This is a genomic window from Pseudactinotalea sp. HY158, from assembly GCF_009660225.1.
Lineage (GTDB): Bacteria > Actinomycetota > Actinomycetes > Actinomycetales > Beutenbergiaceae > HY158.
In genome coordinates this window covers 258391-276513 of record NZ_CP045920.1, presented here as the reverse complement: position 1 = coordinate 276513, position 18123 = coordinate 258391, and the positions used below count along the sequence as shown (strand labels likewise).

At 72.2% G+C, this 18123-nt stretch carries 15 protein-coding genes, 2 tRNA genes and 1 pseudogene; 4 read left to right on the top strand and 14 right to left on the bottom strand.

The features are described 5' to 3' along the window. Nucleotides 1-18: 18 nt before the first annotated feature. The 9 genes and pseudogenes from GCE65_RS01240 to GCE65_RS16410 all read right to left on the bottom strand — a co-directional run bounded on the left by GCE65_RS01240 (nucleotide 19) and on the right by GCE65_RS16410 (nucleotide 6503). Nucleotides 19-999, bottom strand: coding sequence for a bile acid:sodium symporter family protein (locus GCE65_RS01240; protein ID WP_153877092.1), 981 nt, complete (start codon nucleotides 997-999; stop codon nucleotides 19-21). Nucleotides 1000-1068: 69 nt separating this feature from the next. Then, entirely contained in the window at nucleotides 1069-2043 is a 975-nt protein-coding gene (locus GCE65_RS01235; RefSeq protein ID WP_153877091.1) for a zinc-binding dehydrogenase, read from the bottom strand. 10 nt (nucleotides 2044-2053) lie between these two features. Next, nucleotides 2054-2695, bottom strand: coding sequence for a DUF4203 domain-containing protein (locus GCE65_RS01230; protein WP_153877090.1), 642 nt, complete (start codon nucleotides 2693-2695; stop codon nucleotides 2054-2056). Between the two features lie 421 nt (nucleotides 2696-3116). After that, entirely contained in the window at nucleotides 3117-3923 is an 807-nt protein-coding gene (locus tag GCE65_RS01225) for a nucleotidyl transferase AbiEii/AbiGii toxin family protein (protein WP_228760173.1), read from the bottom strand. A gap of 95 nt (nucleotides 3924-4018) precedes the next feature. Beyond that, on the bottom strand, nucleotides 4019-4603 hold the full coding sequence (locus GCE65_RS01220) for a type IV toxin-antitoxin system AbiEi family antitoxin domain-containing protein (RefSeq protein WP_153877088.1): 585 nt from the start codon (nucleotides 4601-4603) through the stop codon (nucleotides 4019-4021). A 101-nt stretch (nucleotides 4604-4704) separates the two neighbouring features. After that, nucleotides 4705-4878, bottom strand: a pseudogene (locus tag GCE65_RS16940) (site-specific integrase); the annotation flags it as partial. Beyond that, the gene (locus GCE65_RS01210) at nucleotides 4821-5801 is read right to left on the bottom strand and encodes a hypothetical protein (protein WP_153877087.1); all 981 of its coding nucleotides are present in this window, start codon (nucleotides 5799-5801) and stop codon (nucleotides 4821-4823) included. The gene GCE65_RS01210 and the pseudogene GCE65_RS16940, both read right to left, overlap by 58 nt. 211 nt (nucleotides 5802-6012) lie before the next feature. Then, nucleotides 6013-6101 (bottom strand) — tRNA-Ser (locus GCE65_RS01205). A gap of 132 nt (nucleotides 6102-6233) precedes the next feature. Then, a complete protein-coding gene (locus GCE65_RS16410; protein ID WP_228760049.1) occupies nucleotides 6234-6503 on the bottom strand; it encodes a hypothetical protein in 270 nt (89 codons plus the stop codon). 225 nt (nucleotides 6504-6728) lie between these two features. Between GCE65_RS16410 and GCE65_RS01195 the strand changes: the two genes are divergently transcribed. Next, complete coding sequence (locus GCE65_RS01195) at nucleotides 6729-8279, top strand: HNH endonuclease signature motif containing protein (RefSeq protein WP_194928766.1); 1551 nt, start codon at nucleotides 6729-6731, stop codon at nucleotides 8277-8279. A 227-nt stretch (nucleotides 8280-8506) separates the two neighbouring features. On the opposite strand, the gene GCE65_RS01190 is transcribed toward GCE65_RS01195, so the two are convergent. The 3 genes from GCE65_RS01190 to GCE65_RS01180 all read right to left on the bottom strand — a co-directional run bounded on the left by GCE65_RS01190 (nucleotide 8507) and on the right by GCE65_RS01180 (nucleotide 13278). Continuing rightward, nucleotides 8507-10021: a SulP family inorganic anion transporter gene (locus GCE65_RS01190; protein ID WP_153877085.1), complete on the bottom strand. Its 1515-nt coding sequence runs from the start codon at nucleotides 10019-10021 to the stop codon at nucleotides 8507-8509. A gap of 128 nt (nucleotides 10022-10149) precedes the next feature. Continuing rightward, nucleotides 10150-12390 carry a glycoside hydrolase family 15 protein gene (locus GCE65_RS01185; protein ID WP_153877084.1) on the bottom strand — a complete coding sequence of 747 codons (2241 nt, stop codon included), beginning with the start codon at nucleotides 12388-12390 and terminating at the stop codon, nucleotides 10150-10152. A 123-nt stretch (nucleotides 12391-12513) separates the two neighbouring features. Next, entirely contained in the window at nucleotides 12514-13278 is a 765-nt protein-coding gene (locus GCE65_RS01180; RefSeq protein ID WP_153877083.1) for a TetR/AcrR family transcriptional regulator, read from the bottom strand. A gap of 149 nt (nucleotides 13279-13427) precedes the next feature. Between GCE65_RS01180 and GCE65_RS01175 the strand changes: the two genes are divergently transcribed. After that, nucleotides 13428-14372, top strand: coding sequence for an NAD-dependent epimerase/dehydratase family protein (locus GCE65_RS01175; RefSeq protein ID WP_153877082.1), 945 nt, complete (start codon nucleotides 13428-13430; stop codon nucleotides 14370-14372). A 186-nt stretch (nucleotides 14373-14558) separates the two neighbouring features. On the opposite strand, the gene GCE65_RS01170 is transcribed toward GCE65_RS01175, so the two are convergent. Beyond that, a tRNA-Ser gene (locus tag GCE65_RS01170) sits at nucleotides 14559-14646 on the bottom strand. A 57-nt stretch (nucleotides 14647-14703) separates the two neighbouring features. Between GCE65_RS01170 and GCE65_RS01165 the strand changes: the two genes are divergently transcribed. Beyond that, nucleotides 14704-15687, top strand: coding sequence for a zinc-binding dehydrogenase (locus GCE65_RS01165; RefSeq protein ID WP_153877081.1), 984 nt, complete (start codon nucleotides 14704-14706; stop codon nucleotides 15685-15687). A 102-nt stretch (nucleotides 15688-15789) separates the two neighbouring features. Here GCE65_RS01165 and GCE65_RS01160 read toward each other — a convergent pair whose 3' ends face one another. Beyond that, a complete protein-coding gene (locus GCE65_RS01160) occupies nucleotides 15790-17022 on the bottom strand; it encodes an AGE family epimerase/isomerase (RefSeq protein WP_153877080.1) in 1233 nt (410 codons plus the stop codon). 44 nt (nucleotides 17023-17066) lie between these two features. Between GCE65_RS01160 and GCE65_RS16935 the strand changes: the two genes are divergently transcribed. Continuing rightward, nucleotides 17067-17894, top strand: a complete 828-nt coding sequence (locus GCE65_RS16935) for a bacterial proteasome activator family protein (protein ID WP_370460164.1) — start codon at nucleotides 17067-17069, stop codon at nucleotides 17892-17894. Nucleotides 17895-18123 lie beyond the last annotated feature (229 nt).

Genomic DNA, 18123 nt, shown 5'->3' with positions numbered 1-18123 from the left:
CGTACCCCGGGCGAGGCGCTATACGGAGACGAGCGGGGCGTCGTCCTCACGCCGTGCGAGCCGGCGCGCGAGCCACGCGCAGATCATCAGCTGAAGCTGGTGGAAGATGATGAGCGGCACCGCGATCGGCCCGGCCACCGCCGGGGTGAACAGCACCGACGCCATCGGCAGCCCGGTCGCCATCGACTTCTTCGACCCGCACATGAGCAGCGCGATCCGGTCGGGGATGTCGAGCCCGAGGAGCTTCCCGCCCCACCACGTGAGGGCGAGCATGAGCGCCACGAACACGATCGAGATCCCGCCCACGGCCACGATCGACCAGCCCGACACGCTCGTCCACACGCCGGCCGCGGTCGCCGTGACCACGGCCACGAACACGATGAGCAGGATCGTGAGCTTGTCCCACATCCCGGTGAGCCTCTTGTGGCGCCGGACCCACGGTCCCACCCAGCGCTGGGCGACCTGGCCGATGACGAACGGCAGCAGCAGGAGCACGAGGACCTCGGTGATGCCGCCGGCGCCCACCGAGCCCGAGGCGCCCATGAGCCAGAGCACGAGCAGCGGCGTGAGCACCATTCCCGCCACGTTCGAGACCGTCGCGGCGCAGATCGCCCCCGCGATGTTGCCACGCGCCACCGACACGAACGCGACCGAGGACTGCACGGTCGAGGGCAGCAGCGACACGTACAGCAGCCCGGCGGCGAGCCCGGGGCCGAGCAGGGAGGTCGTGGCATGGTGCAGGGCCCAGCCGAACAGCGGGAACACGACGAACGTCGCGGCGAGGATCGACCCCTGCAGCCGGATGTTGCGCATGCCGTCGATGACCTCGCGGGTCGACAGCCGCGCCCCGTACAGGAGGAACAGGATGAAGATCCCGACGTCGCTCACGCGCTGGATCGGCCCGACCGCGCCATCGGGGATCGGCAGCACGAGGCCGAGGATCATCATGCCGACGATCCCCACCATGAACGGGTCGGCCCAGCGCCGCAGAATGCTCATTGCCGCCACGCTAGCGACCTCCGCTCCAGGTTCTCCAATCGGGCTTCCGTGGTGTGGAAGTCGCCCGTGTCACGGCGTATGGACGGCGATGCCCACCTTCCCGAATGCCTCGCCGCCCGCGAGGCGTGCGAAGGCGTCGTGGGCGCGATCGAGCGGATGGGTGGAGTCGATCAGGGGGCGGGTCCCGGTGGCCTCGAGGAGGCCGAGGAGGCGGGCGAACTCGCCGGTCGTGCCCATGGTCGTGCCCTGGATGCGGACGCTCCGGAAGAAGACGCGGCTCAGGTCTGCGGGCGGGTTCGCGCCGGAGGTGCTGCCCGCGACGGCGATCGTGCCGCCGGGCTTGACGGACTTGAGGGAGTGGTCCCAGGTGGCCTCCCCCACGGTCTCGAGCACGGCGTCGACCCGGGCCGGGAGCCGGGCGCCGGCCGCGAAGGCCTCGTGGGCGCCGAGGTCGACGGCGCGCTGCCCGCGGCCCTCGTCACGGCTCGTGACCCAGACCCGCAGGCCGGCCGCCCGGGCCAGCAGGATCGCCGCGGTGGCCACGCCGCCGCCCGCACCCTGGACGAGCACGCTCTGGCCCGGGCGCAGGTCCGCCGCGGTGAAGAGGAGCCGATACGCGGTGAGGTAGGCGGTCGGCAGGGCGGCGGCCTCGACGGTTGTGAGGAAGTCGGGCTTGGGGATGAGGTTGCCCCGGGGCACCCAGACGGTCTCCGCGAGCGTGCCCGGGTAGACCTCGGAGAGGAGGGAGCGGGCCGGATCGAGGGTCTCGTCGCCGCGCCAGTCCGGGCTGGAGATGACCGAGTGCACGATCACGGCGTGACCGTCCGGATCGGTGCCGGCGGCGTCGGTGCCGAGGATCATCGGGAGCCGGTCGGGCGGCAGGCCGACCCCGCGCAGGCTCCACAGGTCGTGGTGGTTGAGGCAGGTCGCACTCACGCGGACCGGCACCCAGTCCGGGAACGGCGCGCTCACCTCCAGGTCGCCGACGACGAGCCCGGCGAGTGGATCGGCCGGATCCTGGCTTTCGGCGTAGACGCATCGCATGGTGGGAACGCTACTGGGCCTGAGCGGCTGCCGCCCAGGATTGGCGAACCGTACCCGGCTGCCGTCGTCGAACGTGGCGTACCTGGACGATGACCCCGACGACAGCGAGCACGAGCTGCCCGACGTACCACAGGGGCTGGTCGGCGACCCGGATCTGGGTGTCGGTGAGGGAGTCGAGGCTGAAGGCGTGGAGCAGCAGCATCAGCCCCGCGACGGCGACGCCGGCCCCGGCGAAGGCGCTGACCACGATGAGCACGAGGGCGGGCAGATTCGTCGCGACCGCGAGCAGCCCGAGCACGATGCCGCCGATGACCCCGATGCCGATGAGCAGCCAGGGCGCCGAGGCGCCGAGGGCGGCCGCGATCGTCTGGCCGAGCACGAACCCCATCGAGGCGAATGCGAGCACGACGGCGAGGGCGAAGAACAGGTACGCGAGCGCCGCGAACACGACTGCCAGCACGAGGGCGGCGACCCACCCCAGGGCCGTGGCCAGGTACCCCTGATCCGTCAGCGCGGCCGCCAGCGCAGCACCCAAGCCGAAGCCGGAGAACCCGCCCCACACAGCGAGCAGCACCCGCATCGCGCCGCTCCCGCGTAGGCAGAGCAGCAGGCCGATCACCAGCGCGATCACGCCCACGACGACGTCGGTCATGGTGGTCTCCCTCCCTTGTCTGCGGACACAGGTCCGAGCAGTGCCGGTCCAGGCCTGCGTCGGATCCTACGGCTGCAGCCAATCGTACGGGTGTCACGGACCGGGTCGATCGGCGTAGCCGGCCGGCGTACCCATCCGGCCAGTGACGCTCGAGGTCGTCAGAGACGTGCCGAGAACTCCGCGAATCGCTCGGCCAAGAACTCACGATCGGGATGATCCTTGCGCCGTTCGGGCAGCGCGAGTTCCCGACGGTCCATCTCCTGCAGGCCGTGCTTGAGCAGCAGTACCCCTTAGAGTGGTGTAGCGCGGTCGCCGCTGACTAGTGGAGGCTCAACAACGCCTACGCACGGCGGTCGTGACACTGGCATCGCCGGTCGGCGAACCACCCAGCATGCATCGCACGAACGATCTCGAACCGGACTCACGGCGTCCATTGGCGCCTCGACGGAACCCAGACGGAACGGTCGCCCAGCCCTGCGAGGACTGGGTCCACGAAAGCGACGGCCGCGCTGATGGTCTCCTGGAACGACTCAGGCAGGTCCGTCGCCGAGGCGCCGAGACCGCGCCGGTAAGCCTGGTACGTGGAGACGCGCAGAGCGGCCAAGCCCTGGACTGCGTCGTGCAGTGGCCGCAGGCTGACACCGCGGAATGCTGCAGTAGCCTCGAGCGCTTCACGAAATGCGACGCTGCGGACCGTTTGGGTCCCGGTCAGAACGTAGACGTCAGCGAAGTCCCGCACTCGCGTGTTGGCGACACCGAGGTCGATAGCTGTGACGAGCTTCTCGGCCAGCACGGTCTCAACTGGATAGCCCAAGACTCGGATCGGATCACCACCGGGCCGCAGCGCGGGCAGTTCGACGAGCCGCGGAGCTGGTGTCACTGGATCACCGAAATTGATGTCCAGCCGGAGCTTGACCGCAGCAGTCGCAAGTCGGGCAACCACAGTGACCCGCACTCCTGAGTAGAGCGTGCCCTCACGGATCGGAGCGGTCGCGGTACTGCTGGTGTCGAACTCGACGCCGTCGTCCGGATCGGGCAGCGCTGCGATCTCGGCAACGCGCTCAGCGACCGCATCTGCGTCGGAGACCATGTTCCGTGCAAGCGCGTCGGCATCCACGGTCGGGCGTCGGGTTCCGAACGAGGCCAGTAGCATCCCGCCTTTCAGCACGAAGTCCTCGACATACGGTGAACGAGCAAGACGCGCCAGCCACCGTTCGACGACGTACATCGTCAACAGTTCTTGGGTCCCCCGCTTCTCCCGGCGCGCGCGGTTCTGCAGGTCCAGATATGCGCGCCCGGCAGAACTCGCTCGTGTCGGTCGGCTCATCGGGCACTCGCAACATCGAGGGCTGCGCGCATCGGTCCGAGAGCGCCGAGAGTCTGCGCGTACTCGAGTAGCAGCGCCGGGCGACCACCTGAGGCGAGGTAACGGTGAAGCGCGGCGTGCGCCACCGGCTCGCCAAACCGGCGCCGGAAACGCATCAGATCCGTCACGGTCCTGGCAGCATCGTAAACCCGCACCCATTCATCCGGGGCTGCCTCGAACGAGGACAACCCCACCGCGAAGGTCCGCCCCTCGAAGCGAAAGACCGTCACCGGCGGGTAGTCGATCTGCGGGGCATGAGATCGCGTCGGGACCGCGATCTGCGTGGTAGCCGGCATCTCGTCGGTCAGTTCATGCACCACTGCCGCCGACACGCAACACACGATCGCGCGAGGGGTCCTGTGGGCCACGGCCAGGGCGTCGGGATAGGACGCCGGTAGGGCATCCGCCCGGCGGAACACTCCCCGGGACAGTTCGACGATGCTGCCCTCGTCGCGCCAGGCATAGAGGTCCCGCGGATGCACCCCATGCGTCAGCGCCACCTCCGTGCTGAAGGTGGGAGGCAGATCAGCCAACTCCCTCATGGATAGAATCCTTACAGGTTGATCGCTTGAGTGCAAGGGTTCTATCCAGTCCGGCCACGCGCCTATCCGGGTCTAGCCGAGTGCGGCCGTCAGCCTCTTCGTCAGCGCCCGGTCGCGCTCCGCCGTGGCGTGCTATGGCGGAGCGCGACGGAGACATCGGTGTGGCCGCCGCGATGGAGCAGCTCGGCGAGCGTTGCGCCCTGCTGGACGTACATCGTCAGGCCGGTGTGCCGCAGGTCGTGGAACCGGAACGTCGGGCGGCCGGCCGCGGCGCGGGCGGCGCGCCAGTGGCGGTCGAACGTCGTCTGTGAGACGCGCTCGCGGTTGCGCCTGGGTGCGCCAGCACCGGTGCGGCGCGCCCCTCGCCGACACGCTCGCCGAGGCGTTCCCCGAGAGCCTCGAGCATGAACGACGGGATCGCGATGCTTCGCACACTGTCCGCCTTCGGCGGCGTCAGCGGTGCGCCCGGCGCCTTCGAGTTGACCTGCCGCCGCACGTGCAGCACCGCGCGGTCAGGATCACCAAGGTCCTGCAGGTCGCCGCGCTGCAGACCCAGCACCTCCCCCAGCCGCAGCGAGCACCACGCCGCCAGCGGGATCGCGATCCGCAGGTGCTCCGGCATCGCCTGGGTCATCGCCTCGATCTCCTCCGGCGTCGCGACGTCGCCATCGGGCTCGGCCGGGCGCACTCGGCGAGCAGGCACCTCCGCGCGCACCGGCGACACCGTGAGCAGCCCGCGCTTGACCGCCACGTTCAGACACGCGCGCAGCGTCCGCAACACGTTTGGCGCCACGCCGTTCGCCTTCGCTTTCGGGTTGCGCTTGGAGGGTCGGGCCCGCACGCCAGCGATCAGCTCGTCGACGCCCTCCGGGCTGTTGTCGACCAGGCGCGCCTCGCCGAGCACCGGCAGCACGTGCGCCCGCAGCACCGACCGGTGCGTGACGATCGAGGACTCCGCACCGCCCTTCTCGTCCAGATGCTCCAGCCACTCCTCGGCCCACTGTGCGAGCGTCACCGCGTCGCGCTCAGCCTGCTCGATCATCGCGCGCCGCTCCGCACGCGCTTGCGCCGGCGGCGAGTGTGCCGCGCACCTTCTCGGCCGCGCGAGCGTGAGCGCCGCACGGGCGTCGGTGAGGATGCCGTAGACGCCGAGCGAGTGGATCACACCATCCGCGGAGAGCCTGACGCGACCGATCACCCTGCAGACTGATCCCACGAGGCATCTTCGCCGATCTCGCCAACGAGTTCTCCACCCCCTCGACTCTCGCGGATTTCCGTGACGGCTGCGTGACCGCTTCCCGCCACGCCCTGCCATCCGGCGCCCACTCCCGCCCGCGTGCAAGCCCACCGTCACATTGCACGATGGCAACAGAAAGCCCCGATCCCTCGAGGGAATCGGGGCTTCGCGGCGGAGACGGTGGGATTTGAACCCACGGAGGGCGTGAACCCTCACATCCTTAGCAGGGATGCGCACTCGACCAGGCTATGCGACGTCTCCTTGTGCTCCCACAGGGTACCCGGCCCGATGCGGGCTCGCAAAACCGGTGGAGCGCGCCCGGCGCGCGCCCTGTCCACCCCCCCACACAGGCAGCCTACGGACGGCGCCCGGTCGCCCGGCCCCTCATCGCGCCTACTCGCACCTACTCGCACCGACCGCCGCAGGACGCCCGGTGGACCGGGTCGGCTCCATCGGCTCGGTCGGCTCGGTCGGGTCAGTCGGCTCGGTCGGCTCGGTCGGCTCGGTCGGGTCAGTCGGCTCGGTCGGGTCAGTCGGCTCGGTCGGGTCAGTCGGCTCGGTCGGCTCGGTCGGGTCAGTCGGCTCGGTCAGCTCGGTCGACCCGGTCACACGTCGCGCATCGCGCATCGACCGGATCTCGACTGAGGGTTGCACCTCGAACATACGTTCTATAGAATGGTAGAACGCGGACGATGGAGACGAAGGGAGGCGGTCACAGTGTCGATGGAGTCCATGGAGTCGTTGGAGCCACCCGATCCCGCCTCGCCCGAGCATTCGGCCCGCGAGACGACCTCCCCCGATGGCACGCCCGGTGTACCGAGCACTCCCGCCACAGCCAGCACAACCGGCACAGCCAGCACGCCGAGCACAGCTGGCACGCCCGGCACGGTGACCGACCCGAGTGAGGCAGCGACCGGTCTCGAGGTGGCAACGACCCGCTTCGGCGACGCAGCGGTGGTCCGCGGCGGCACAACGGTGGCCGGCGGCGGCACATCGGCCCGCCCCCTCGACGACACGACTGTGCCCGACGATGTGGCGGTCGATGCGCGAGCGGTGGCACGACTCGGACGGGTCACCGCGGAGCTCGAGTCGCTGGCGCGGTTGGAGTGGTCCGGCGCCTCCGGCGACGCCGTGCTCGACACCTTGGAGGAGGTCGAGCAGGCCCGGCGTCGCCTCGAGGCCGTGCGCGCCCGCGCCACCGCGGCGGCGGAGGCCGACGGCAGGTGGGCTCTCGACGGGTCGCGCGCGTTGGCGACCTGGCTGCAGTTCCACACCGGGGCCCAGCGCGGCGCGTGCCTCCAGCAGGTGCGAAACGCCCGCCGCTTGAACCTCGACCTGCCCGGCGCTCTCGAGGCCCTGACCGACGGGCGCATCGGGGCCGACCACGTGGCCGTGCTCGTGCGCGAGTGCACCCGCACCCAACGGATGCGCAGGCAACTCGCCGACCCCGATATCGGCGAGACGTTCCTCGTGACCTCGGCCTCCCGACTCGACGCCGGCACGTTCACCTCCGTCGCAAAGGAGTGGGCGATCGCCGCCGACCCGGACGCCGCCGACCGCGCATGGCGCGAGGACGGCGCGAAGGAGGACGTCACCCTCGCCCACACGATCGACGGCTACCACCTTCAGGGCTGGCTCGATGAAGCCTCCGGGCGCATCCTGGACACCGCCCTGACCGCGCACATGGGGCGTGCCGGCGAGGCCGACGACCGCACGCCGGGGCAACGGCGTGCCGCGGCCCTGACCGAACTCGCCCAGGCGGATCTCGACTCGGGGCGCCTGCAGCCCTCGGCGCGGATCCGTCCCCAGATCACGCTGCACGTCCCCTGGGAGACGCTCCAGGCCCTCATCGCCGCCACCGCGAGCGCACGGCCCCGTTCAGGCGGTTGCACCGGGGCGCTCGGGGAGCGCCCCGACGACACCGAGTGGGCCCGGCAGTGGGGCCGCGACACCGACGACGAGCACCTCATCACCACCCGCCTCGACCACCGGAGGATGCGCGGGGTCGACCCGGCGACCTTCTCCGACGGAACTCCGCTCACGCCCGGACAACTCTCCCGGCTCGCGTGCGACTCCCAGATCTCCAGGGTCGTGTTCGGGCCCGCCTCGACCGTTCTCGACGTGGGCCGGGAGCAGCGGATCTTCCCCGCGAACCAGGCCCGAGCGGTCATCGCCCGAGATCGACATTGCCAGTTCCCCGGCTGTCACGAGCCACCCGAATACGGCGAGATCCACCACTCGCTCTGGTGGGCCAAACACAACGGCCCCACCTCGGTCGGCCACGGGATACTGCTGTGCTGGAGCCATCACGACCTCGTGCACCAGCGCGAGATCACGATCGCCCGCCGCGACGGCCGATGGCACTTCACCCGTCACGGCCTGGTGATCACCGCACCCGAGCACTCACGCCGCGTGGACGACGCGCGCGCCGCCACCTGACACGCGCCACCCAGCACCTGGCGCCTGCTAACTGGCGCCCGACGGCCGACGGCCGACGGCCGACGGCTGAGGGCTGACGGCTGAGGGCTGACGGCCGTCGGCTGAGAGCTGAGAGCTGAGAGCTGAGGGCTGAGGGCTGAGGGCTCCGGAGCATCCTCCGCAGCGCGCAACCGTGCCCGTGCAGCAGCGCAACAGTGACCGTGCAGCCCTGCCGCGGTGAACTCGACTCAGCTCAGCTTGCCGCTCATGCGGGTGTGCATGTACTCGCTCGCCTTGTTCAGGCCGACGATCTCGACGTCGATGCCGCGCTCGAGGTACTTCGTCGAGACGGCGTCGAGGGCGGCGACGGTCGAGGCGTCCCAGATATGGGAGCGGCGCATGTCGATGACCACCCGCTCCGGATCGCCCCCATAGTCGAACTGGGAGTAGAGGTCGTTGGACGAGGCGAAGAACAACTCCCCGGTGACCACGTACCGGGCGAGCCGGGCGCCCGGGCGAGCTACGTCGTCCTCGATCGTGCGCTCGAGCGTGACGAGGTGGGCGACCCGGCGGGCGAAGAGCACCGTGGCCGTGAGCACGCCGGCGGCCACGCCGATGGCCAGGTTGCTCGTGGCCACGGTGAACACGACTGTCACCACCATGACCGCGGTCTCGCTCTTCGGCAGCGCGCGCAGAGTCGAGGGCCGGATGCTGTGCCAGTCGAACGTCGCCACCGAGACGAAGATCATCGTGGCCACGAGCGCGGCCATGGGGATGAGCGCCACGAGGTCGCCGAGCGCCACGACGAGCAGGAGCAGGAACACCCCGGCGAGGAGGGTGGAGATCCGCGAGCGCGCACCCGAGGCCTTGACGTTGATCGTGGTCTGGCCGATCATCGCGCAGCCGCCCATGCCGCCGAAAAGGCCGGTGACCAGATTCGCCACGCCCTGGCCCCACGCCTCGCGGGTCTTGTTCGAACGGGTGTCGGTGACGTCGTCGACGAGCTTGGCGGTCATGAGCGACTCGAGCAGGCCCACGACGGCGACCGCGATCGCGTACGGGAAGATCACCCGCAGGGTCTCCAGGCTCACCGGCACGTCGGGCACCACGAGCGAGGGCAGCGAGTCGGGGAGCGCGCCCTTGTCCCCGACGGTGGGCACGGCCAGGCCTGCCGCCACGGTCACGGCCGTGAGCACGAGGATCGCCACGAGCGGGGCGGGCACGGCCCTCGTCAGCCGGGGCAGGCCGAAGATGATGAGCAGGGCGAGGGCCGTGAGGGGATACACGAGCCACGGCACCCCGAGCAGCTCGGGCACCTGGGCGAGGAAGATGAGGATCGCCAGGGCGTTGACGAAGCCGACCATCACCTGCCGCGGCACGAACCGCATGAGCTTGGCCACCCCGACCGCGGCGAGCACGATCTGCAGCACCCCGGCGAGCAGGATCGTCGCGATGAGGTAGTCGAGCCCGTGGCTCGCCACGAGCGGGGCGATGACGAGCGCGACGGCGCCCGTGGCCGCCGAGATCATCGCCGGGCGACCGCCGACGAACGCGATCGTCACGGCCATCGTGAACGAGGCGAACAGTCCGATGCGCGGGTCCACCCCGGCGATGATCGAGAACGCGATCGCCTCGGGGATGAGCGCGAGCGCGACCACCAGACCACCGAGCACCTCGGTCCTGAGCAGCCGGGGCGTACGGAGCACGTGCCGCACGGAGCGGCGCTGAGCCGGGGTGTCGGCGGCGATGGTCGCGGCGGGCATGCGTCTCCAGATCGCGGGAGGCGCGAGCGCGCGCCGGGTCGCGGGCAGGATACGACACGGGCATCCCGGCGGCGAATCCCTCAGCCCGGCCGGCGGCGAAACCGTCAGCCCGGCCGGCGGCGAAACCCTCAGCTCGGCCGGCGGCGCCGGATCAGAGTCAGTCCGGCCGGCGGCGCCGAATCAGCGTCGTGCCGGCCGTCGCCACGAGCAACCCGCCGAGCACGAGGCCGGTGAGGAGCACCCCCCCGGGGCCGGGTCTCCCGTGCCCCGGCGCCCGTGGGCGAGACGGCCCCGGCCGCGTCCGCGCCCGCAGCATCGGCCGCATCCGCCACATCGGCCGCACCGGCCAGATCGGCCACATCCGCGGGATCGGCGACGCCCTCACCGCCCGCCGTGCCCGGCTCCCCGGCCGTGCCCGCGGCCGGCTCCACCACCGGATCACCGGTCACCTCCCGGGCGGGCCCGGCGGGCGGGGTCGGCAGCGGGTCAGCGAGTGCCTCGAGCGTGAGCAGGGTGAGCGCCGCCGTCCACGCGAGCGTCGCGGCATCTGCCGGGTCCCCCTCCGCCGTCACCTTCTCGGGGAACGCCCCGACGGCGGTGCGGTGGGAATCGAGCCAGTCCACGAGCTGCGCGGCCCGCTCCGGAGTCTTTCCGTGGGCCCAGGCGAGCGCGAAGAACATCGTCTCCGGGGTCCAGCTCTCGCTCCGTGGCCACTGCGCCCCGGGGGTCACCCCGCCCGTGGGCTCGAGGAGCACGCGCCAGGTCGCGTCGATCGCCTCCCACATCGACTCGTCGGCCGGATTGAACGGCGGCGCGAGCCACGCGATCGCCGAATCGCTCCCGCTGCCCTCGACGATGGTGCGCTGGTAGCCGATCCGCCCGAACGTGGCCTCGATCCCGGCCGCGAGCCGGTCGGCGGCGGCGAACCAGCGGTCCGCATCGGCGAACCGGCCCGTGGTCTCGGCGATCGCGGCCGCCGCGCGCAGCCCGGCGAGCAGGGGCGCCGCCGTGCCGAGGTTCGGCGCCGGGTAGCTCGTCTCCCAATAGTCCGGCCGCGCCGGCGGCAACCCCGCCTCGCTCAGGGACGACGCAGCGACGTCCGCAGCGAGCCGCACCATGTCGTAGAACTCGGCCGCCGCCGCGGCCCGCTCGGATGTGGGCAGCGCCTGCAGGTACTGCCACACCGCCCAGGGAACGAAGCCGTTCGCGTCGAGCTGCCAGGGCCGATCGTCGGGTGGACCGGAGCCGTCGAGCCGGGTGCGCGCATCCCAGGTTCCCACGAGGCAGTTCGCCTGCCCGGTGCAGTCCCGGCGGAGCGTGGCGTCCTGATAGGCGAGGATCCGCCGAGCCTCCTCCGGGTGCCCGGCCCGGGCGAGGGCGACGGCCACGAACGCCGAGTCCCGCGGCCACGAGTACTTCCACGCGCTCCGCCAGGCGGCGGCGACGGCACCGCTGTCCTGCAACAGCAGCCGCAGGTCGAGGAGTGCGCGCTCGGCGAGCTCTCGGTCACCGGGGGTGCGCCCCGGCACCGAACCGCTCGCGAGCCACGCCCGGCTCTCCTCGATCTGAGCGAGCGCCCCCGGGTCGCCCGCGGCCACGACGACCGGGTCCCCGCCCTCGCCCGGCGCGTACAGCCACGGGCCGCCGGGAAGTGCGAGCACGCTCGAGCCCGGCACATACGACGCACCGGTCGCCGCGTACGCCGTGAGCGCGTGCGGGCGACCCGGCGCGCCGATCAGCCCCGCCGGGTACACGTGCCGCTCGGCCGCCGGCACGTGCCGCCAGCACTCGTTCAGGCCGGCGCATCCGTGCTCGCTCAGCGCGTCGTCGACGTAGAAGGCGAGGTTCCAGTTCGTCAGGTGCGCGGCCCGGCCGCGGCCGTACTGGACCCAGCCACCCCAGTGCTCAAGGTCGTAGTTCCAGCTCGGGATCGCGCCGGGTACCCGCGACCGATTCCCGTGCCAGATCACCTCGCCGTCGGTGCCGCGCGCCTCGAGCACGATCGTGTACTCGTGGCCCGGCGCGAGTGCGGCTCCGAGGTCGAACTCGAGCCAGCCCGCGCCGGTGCCGCCGCGCTCCCCCAGGTCGACGCGCGCGCGGGCGATCTGGGTGCCCGGGTCCGTCACGTCGGTGCGCACGGAGGCGACGACCTCACCCCGGCTCGACTCGCTCGCGATCCACGCCCCGAACGTCTCGAGCACCGCCGCGTCGGTCGCGATCGTCACCGCGCCCGCCCGCCCGCCGGTGAGCGCGAAGTTCTCGCTCGCATGCCCCGGCTGCACCTCGTAGGCGCTCGCCGCGACCGCCTGCGGCGCGACACCTGCGAGCAGGGCGAGGGAGGCTACGGCGGCGAGGAGTCGTCGTCTCATGGTTTCCGAATTCGGGGGCGTGTGGACGGCGCACGCGCGGGTGGGCGCGGGCAGCTCACCTCGGGTCCGCACCTCGCCGTGCGGGCCCGGGACTCGCGGCTGCGGCACCGCGCGTGTTCCACCTCACACGGTAACAGTCCCGGCCGACGCCGCAGCGCCGGGCAGGCCGGGCAGGCCGAGCACGGCGGCCCGCGCGCGGGCCAACGCCTCGAGATTCTCGGCGGGGTGGTCGATGCTGCCCACGAAGTGGCCGAACAGCTCGAAGGAGATCGCGCCGAAGAGTTCCGACCATGCCCGCACCACGTCGATGGCGTCCTCGGCGGACACCTCGGCGGGGTCGAGGCCGAGGCGGGGCAGGCTCGCGCGGATCCGGTCGGCGTCCTCGCGCAGCCCGGCGCCCGGGGGATCCGCGGCCTCGGGCGGATCGGTGCGCAGACCGAGCCGATGGGCATCGGCGACGATCGCCCCGAGGCGGGCGACCACGCGGGTCGCGGGGAGCACCGTGTCCTGCGGGGCGGCGTAGCCGAGCACGGGGGTTCCGTAGAGCAGGGCGTACTCGTGCGGATGTGCGACGCCCCAGTCGCGGGCGGCGAGCCACACCGTGACCCAGCGCCGGGTGACGTCCTCGACCGGCACCGCCTCGTCGGCCGCGATCACGAACGCGCCGAGGCGCTCGTAGGCGTCGACGATGAGCGCGGTGAGGAGATGGTCCCGGCTCGAGAAGTAGCGATAGACCGCCGAGGCGGAGATCCCGAGCTCGCGGGTGACGGAGCGGACCGACAGGCCCGCCGCGCCGACCCGGCCGAGCTGGCGGCGGGCCACGGCGATGACGTCCTCGATCATCGCGGCCCGGGCGCGGTCGCGCGCACTGGGCACCGGCTGCGACATCGCTTCTCCTCTCGACCGGCTCCTCGCCGGCCCGACGGTGCAGGCCTGCGACGGCTCGGCGGAAACGTGAACAGTGTTCTTGACAGCGACACTAGCGCGGGTGAACACTGTTCACAACAGAGATCACCGTTCACATCCTGGGAGTCGTCATGTCGGAAATCGTCGTTCTCGGGGCCGGACCCATCGGATCCGCCACCGCCACCCTGTTCGCCGAGCGGGGTGAGACCGTCCGGCTCCTCAGCCGGTCCGGCCGGGGCCCCACCGGGCCCCGGCTCACGACGGGCACCGTCGATGCCGCGGACACGGACGCGCTGCGCGCGGCGACCGCGGGCGCCGACGTCATCGTCAACGCGATCAACCTGCCCTATCACCAGTGGTCGAGCGGATGGCCGCCGATCCATCGGGCGATCCTCACGGCCGCCGAGAGCAGCGGCGCCGTGCTCGCCGTCGCGGGCAGCTTCTACGGCTACGCCCCGGGGCGCAGCCCGATGACGCCCGACCTGCCGCTCGAGCCGGCCACCCGCAAGGGCGCGATCCGGGCCCGCATGTGGACGGAGATCCTCCGCGCCCACGAGGCCGGTCGGGTCCGCGCGCTCGAGGTCCGCGCCTCCGACTACGTCGGCCCGCAGGTCACCTCGCCGCTGGGCGCCCACGCCGGACCGCGCCTGCTCGACCCGGTGCTCCGGGGCCGGCGTGCCTGGGTGGTCGGGGATCCGGATGCCCCGCACACGTGGACCTCGATCGACGACATCGCCCGCACGATCGTCACCCTCGCCGCCGACGAGCGCGCCTGGGGCCGGGCGTGGCACGTGCCGAGCGCTCCGGCCCGCTCGATCCGCGACGTCGCGGGCGACTACGCCCGCGCCGCCGGGCTCGACTCCGCGACGGTCTCCCGCATCCCCCGCGCCGCCCTCCGGGCGATCGGGATCGCCCAGCCGCAGCTGCGCGAGGTGCTCGAGATGCTCTACCAGTTCGACGCGCCGTTCGTGGCCGACCACGAGGAGACCACCCGCGTCTTCGGCCTCGACCCCACCCCCTGGAAGGAGACGGTCGCGGCCGTCGTCGCGGCGCGCGTCCCGGCCCGGGCGATGTGACCCACCCGCGGGCCTCGCTGGCGCGAGAGGGCGAGCCCGTCGCCGCCCGGGCTCCGTCGGCCCCTCGGCCCCGTCGCCGCCTCGGCCCCGCGGCTCCATCACCGCGGCCGACGTCGACGCGCTGTGGCAGGCACGGCTGGCACAGCCAGCACAGGCGGCACGGCCGGCACGGACACGACGTCCTACTGGCGGAGGGTAAGGGATTCGAACCCTTGGTGGGTCGCCCCACAACGGTTTTCAAGACCGTCACATTCGGCCGCTCTGTCAACCCTCCCGGCCCATATTGTGGCCCATCGCGGGCTCCACGCGCACATCCGCGTAGGCTGGGCGGATGCGGGCGATGATCATCGACGAATCGGCACCGGGCACGCTCATCGAGGCGGATGTGCCCGCCCCCGACCCCGGGCCGGGGCAGGTCCTCGTCGAGGTGGCGGCCGCCGGGGTCAACCGGGCGGACCTGCTCCAGCTCGCCGGCCTGCACCCGCCGCCCGCCGGGGCGCCGTCCTGGCCCGGCCTCGAGGTCTCCGGGCGCGTCGTGGCCGCCGGCGAGGGCGTCGACCCCGCGCTCATGGGGGCGGCCGTGGCCGCGCTCGTGGACGGCGGCGGGTACGCCGAGCTGTGCCTCGCCCATGCCGACGACCTCGTCGTGCTGCCGGACGGCTACGACGTCGTGGCGGCCGGCGGTCTGCCCGAGGCGGTGGCCACCGCATACTCCAACCTGACCGGGCCCGGCGGCCTCGACCCGCGGGACAACACGGGCCGCACCGTGCTCGTGCACGGCGGCTCCGGCGGCGTGGGGTCGATCGCGATCCAGTGGCTGCGGGCGACCGGCGCGGTCGTCTTCGCCACGGCGGGCGGGCCGGACCGCGCCGCCCGCTGTGACGCGCTCGGGGCCTACGGCATCGACCACCGCAGCGAGGACTTCGTCCGGCTCGTGCGTGAGGCCACGGGGGAGCGCGGGGTCGACGTCATCCTCGACGTCGTCGGCGCCGCCTACCTCGAACGGAACGTCAGTGCGCTGGCCGAACACGGCCGGCTCGTGATCATCGGGATGCAGAAGGGCACGACCGGCGAGGTGAACCTCGCCCCGCTGCTGTTCGGCTGGCGCTCGATCCACGGCACGGTGCTGCGGAACCGGACCCGCGACGAGAAGGCGGGCATCCTCGCCGACGTGCGCCGCGACGTCCTCCCGCTCATCGAACGCGGGCAGGTGCGAGTGATCGAACACGAGCGCCTCCCCCTCGCCGAGGCCGCGCGGGCGCACGCGGCGATGGCGGCCGGGGAGGTCTTCGGCAAGGTGCTGCTCCTGCCCTGAGCCCGAGCTGTGGCTCGGGTACCGGCGGCGCGGGCACCGGCGACCTGGGTACCGGCGGTACCTGCAACCGGGGCACCGGTGGCTCGGGGCAGGAGCGCGGGCTCAGGTGTCGAGGAGTCCCCGCTCGATCGCGGAGGCGAGCACGGGCGCGAGCGGCAGTCGGCCGAACAGGGTGGCCTGCGCGGCGTGATAGATGTCGGGCTTGCCGTCCCACACCGTCGCGCTCGGCCCGTTCTCCGGTGACAGCTCGTGGATCCACGAGCCGTGCTCGGCGTCGATGAGGTGAACGGCGGTGTACTCCCACCACAGCTGGTACCACGCGTCGTAGCGGTCGTCGCCGGTGAGGCGGAAGAGCGCCGCGGCGGCCCCGAGGGCCTCGGCCACCACCCAGTGCATCCGCTCGCGCACGAGCGGCGCCCCGGAGAAGTCGACCGTGTAGATGAAGCCGTCGTCGCCGTCGACACTCCATCCCTGCTCGACCCCGGCCTCGAACAGGGCGGTCGCGGCCTCGAGCAGGAAGTCGGGGCAGTCGCGCCCGCGCGCCTCGAGCGCGGCGCGCACGTCCAGGGCGAGGCGGGCCCACTCGAACCAGTGCCCGATCGTGGCCCCGGCCGGACGGAACGGGTGCGCGGGCGTGTCGGCGTTGTAGTCGAGCAGCGGGTTCCAGTCGGCGTCGAAGTGCTCGGGGATGCGCCAGTCGGTGCGGCGCGCGAAGTCGTCGAGCACGCGGGTCGTGATCGCGAGCGCCCGGTCGAGCCATACGTCGTGGCCGGTGGCGTCGGCGGCCGCGAGGTAGGCCTCGACCGTGTGCATGTTGGCGTTGACGCCGCGGTAGTCCTCGAGCTCGGTGAAGGCCCGATCCCAGCATTCGACGACCATCCGGTCCTCCTCCCGCCAGAACCGCTGTTCGGAGACGGTCAGGGCGCGCGCGAGCAGCTCGGACGCGCCCGGGCGGCCGGCGACGGTGGCGCTCGCGGCGGCGAGGATCACGAAGGCGTGGGCGTAGGCGGGCTTGGAGTCGTCGAGCGGGCCGTCCGGGCCGATGGCGGCGAACCAGCCGCCGTGGTCGCCGTCCGCGAACGGGCCCGCCAGTGCCCGCAGCCCGTGGTCGACCTGCGTGGCGGCGCCGGGGCGGCCGAGGAGGGCCGCGAGCGCGAAGGTGTGCACCATCCGGCACGTCACGTACAGCTCGCTGCCGCGTTCGGCGACCACCTCGCCGTCGGAGTCGAGGTAGCCGAAGCCCTCCGGGGTGGCCGCATCGGCGGCGAAGCCGACGAGCGCATCGAATTCGGATTCCAGCCACCGGGCATGGGCGGGCGATCTCAACCAAGTCATGCCTCACAGCGTAGCGGCGAGAACGGATGGGGCATGATGGAGGAATGACTGAGCACGCGGATGTCGGCAGCGGGCGGGAACACGGTCAGGGGCGCGGCCAGAGTCGCGGGCAGGGAAGCGGACAGAGTCGCGGGCGGGGGCGCGAGCCGGACGCGCAGGCGAGTCCCGCCGGCGCGCCCGGCGAGGGGGCCGAGGACCGCACGGAGAACACGGAGAACACAGAGCACCCTGAGAACACAGAGCACACAGAGCACCCTGAGAACACAGAGCACACGGGGAACCCTGAGAACACAGAGGACACAGGGCACCCGGAGAACACGGGGAACACGGGGCACCGCCCGAAGGTCGTCATCGCCTCGGCTGAGGGCGTGAGCATGGCCGATCCGGACGAGGATCCGACGGCCGCCGTCGAGGAGCCGGCGAAGGTCATGCGGATCGGCATGATGCTCAAGCAGCTGCTCGAGGAGGTCAAGGCCGCCCCGCTCGACGAGGCCGCCCGCGACCGGCTCGCGGAGGTGCACGCCCGATCGGTCGCCGAGCTGCGCACCGGGCTCTCGGAGGACCTCGCCGCCGAGCTCGACCGCATCACGCTGCCGTTCTCGGACGACGCCGCCCCGTCCGACGCCGAGCTGCGGGTCGCGCAGGCGCAGCTGGTGGGCTGGCTCGAGGGCCTCTTCCACGGCATCCAGACCGCGCTCGTGGCCCAGCAGATGATGGCTCAGAATCAGCTCGCGACGATGCGCCGGGCGCTCCCGCCCGGGATGACCCTGCCCGTCCACGGTCGCCTCGGCCAGCAGAGCGGGCAGGGTGGACAGGGTGGGCAGGCTGAGCAGAGCGGGCAGGGGCAGGATCGGCCGGGTCAGTACCTCTGACGGGCCCCTGAAGGAGCACTGTCGGGCCCCTGAAGGAGCACTGTCGAGCCCTGGCGGGCCCTTGGCGAGCCCTGGCGAGCACTGGCGAGCCCTGACAAGCACTGGCGGGCCCTGGCGAGCCCTGCGGGGCCACGGCGCCCCGAGAATGACCTCTCTGCGCCGCTCTGGGCCGTTGCGTGACCGCTCACTGGGCCGCTCTGGGCCGTTGCGTGACCGCTCTCTGGGCTGC

Excerpts from the sequence above, each read along its gene's own strand:
- GCE65_RS01180 (WP_153877083.1), bottom strand. The coding sequence starts at position 13,278 with ATGTCGCAGCCGGTGCCCAGTGCGCGCGACCGCGCCCGGGCCGCGATG.
- GCE65_RS01165 (WP_153877081.1), top strand. The coding sequence starts at position 14,704 with ATGCGGGCGATGATCATCGACGAATCGGCACCGGGCACGCTCATCGAG.
- GCE65_RS16935 (WP_370460164.1), top strand. The coding sequence starts at position 17,067 with ATGACTGAGCACGCGGATGTCGGCAGCGGGCGGGAACACGGTCAGGGG.
- GCE65_RS16410 (WP_228760049.1), bottom strand. The coding sequence starts at position 6,503 with ATGTTCGAGGTGCAACCCTCAGTCGAGATCCGGTCGATGCGCGATGCG.
- GCE65_RS01220 (WP_153877088.1), bottom strand. The coding sequence starts at position 4,603 with ATGAGGGAGTTGGCTGATCTGCCTCCCACCTTCAGCACGGAGGTGGCG.
- GCE65_RS01175 (WP_153877082.1), top strand. The coding sequence starts at position 13,428 with ATGTCGGAAATCGTCGTTCTCGGGGCCGGACCCATCGGATCCGCCACC.
- GCE65_RS01225 (WP_228760173.1), bottom strand. The coding sequence starts at position 3,923 with ATGTACGTCGTCGAACGGTGGCTGGCGCGTCTTGCTCGTTCACCGTAT.
- GCE65_RS01240 (WP_153877092.1), bottom strand. The coding sequence starts at position 999 with ATGAGCATTCTGCGGCGCTGGGCCGACCCGTTCATGGTGGGGATCGTC.
- GCE65_RS01190 (WP_153877085.1), bottom strand. The coding sequence starts at position 10,021 with ATGCCCGCCGCGACCATCGCCGCCGACACCCCGGCTCAGCGCCGCTCC.
- GCE65_RS01235 (WP_153877091.1), bottom strand. The coding sequence starts at position 2,043 with ATGCGATGCGTCTACGCCGAAAGCCAGGATCCGGCCGATCCACTCGCC.
- GCE65_RS01230 (WP_153877090.1), bottom strand. The coding sequence starts at position 2,695 with ATGACCGACGTCGTCGTGGGCGTGATCGCGCTGGTGATCGGCCTGCTG.
- GCE65_RS01185 (WP_153877084.1), bottom strand. The coding sequence starts at position 12,390 with ATGAGACGACGACTCCTCGCCGCCGTAGCCTCCCTCGCCCTGCTCGCA.
- GCE65_RS01160 (WP_153877080.1), bottom strand. The coding sequence starts at position 17,022 with ATGACTTGGTTGAGATCGCCCGCCCATGCCCGGTGGCTGGAATCCGAA.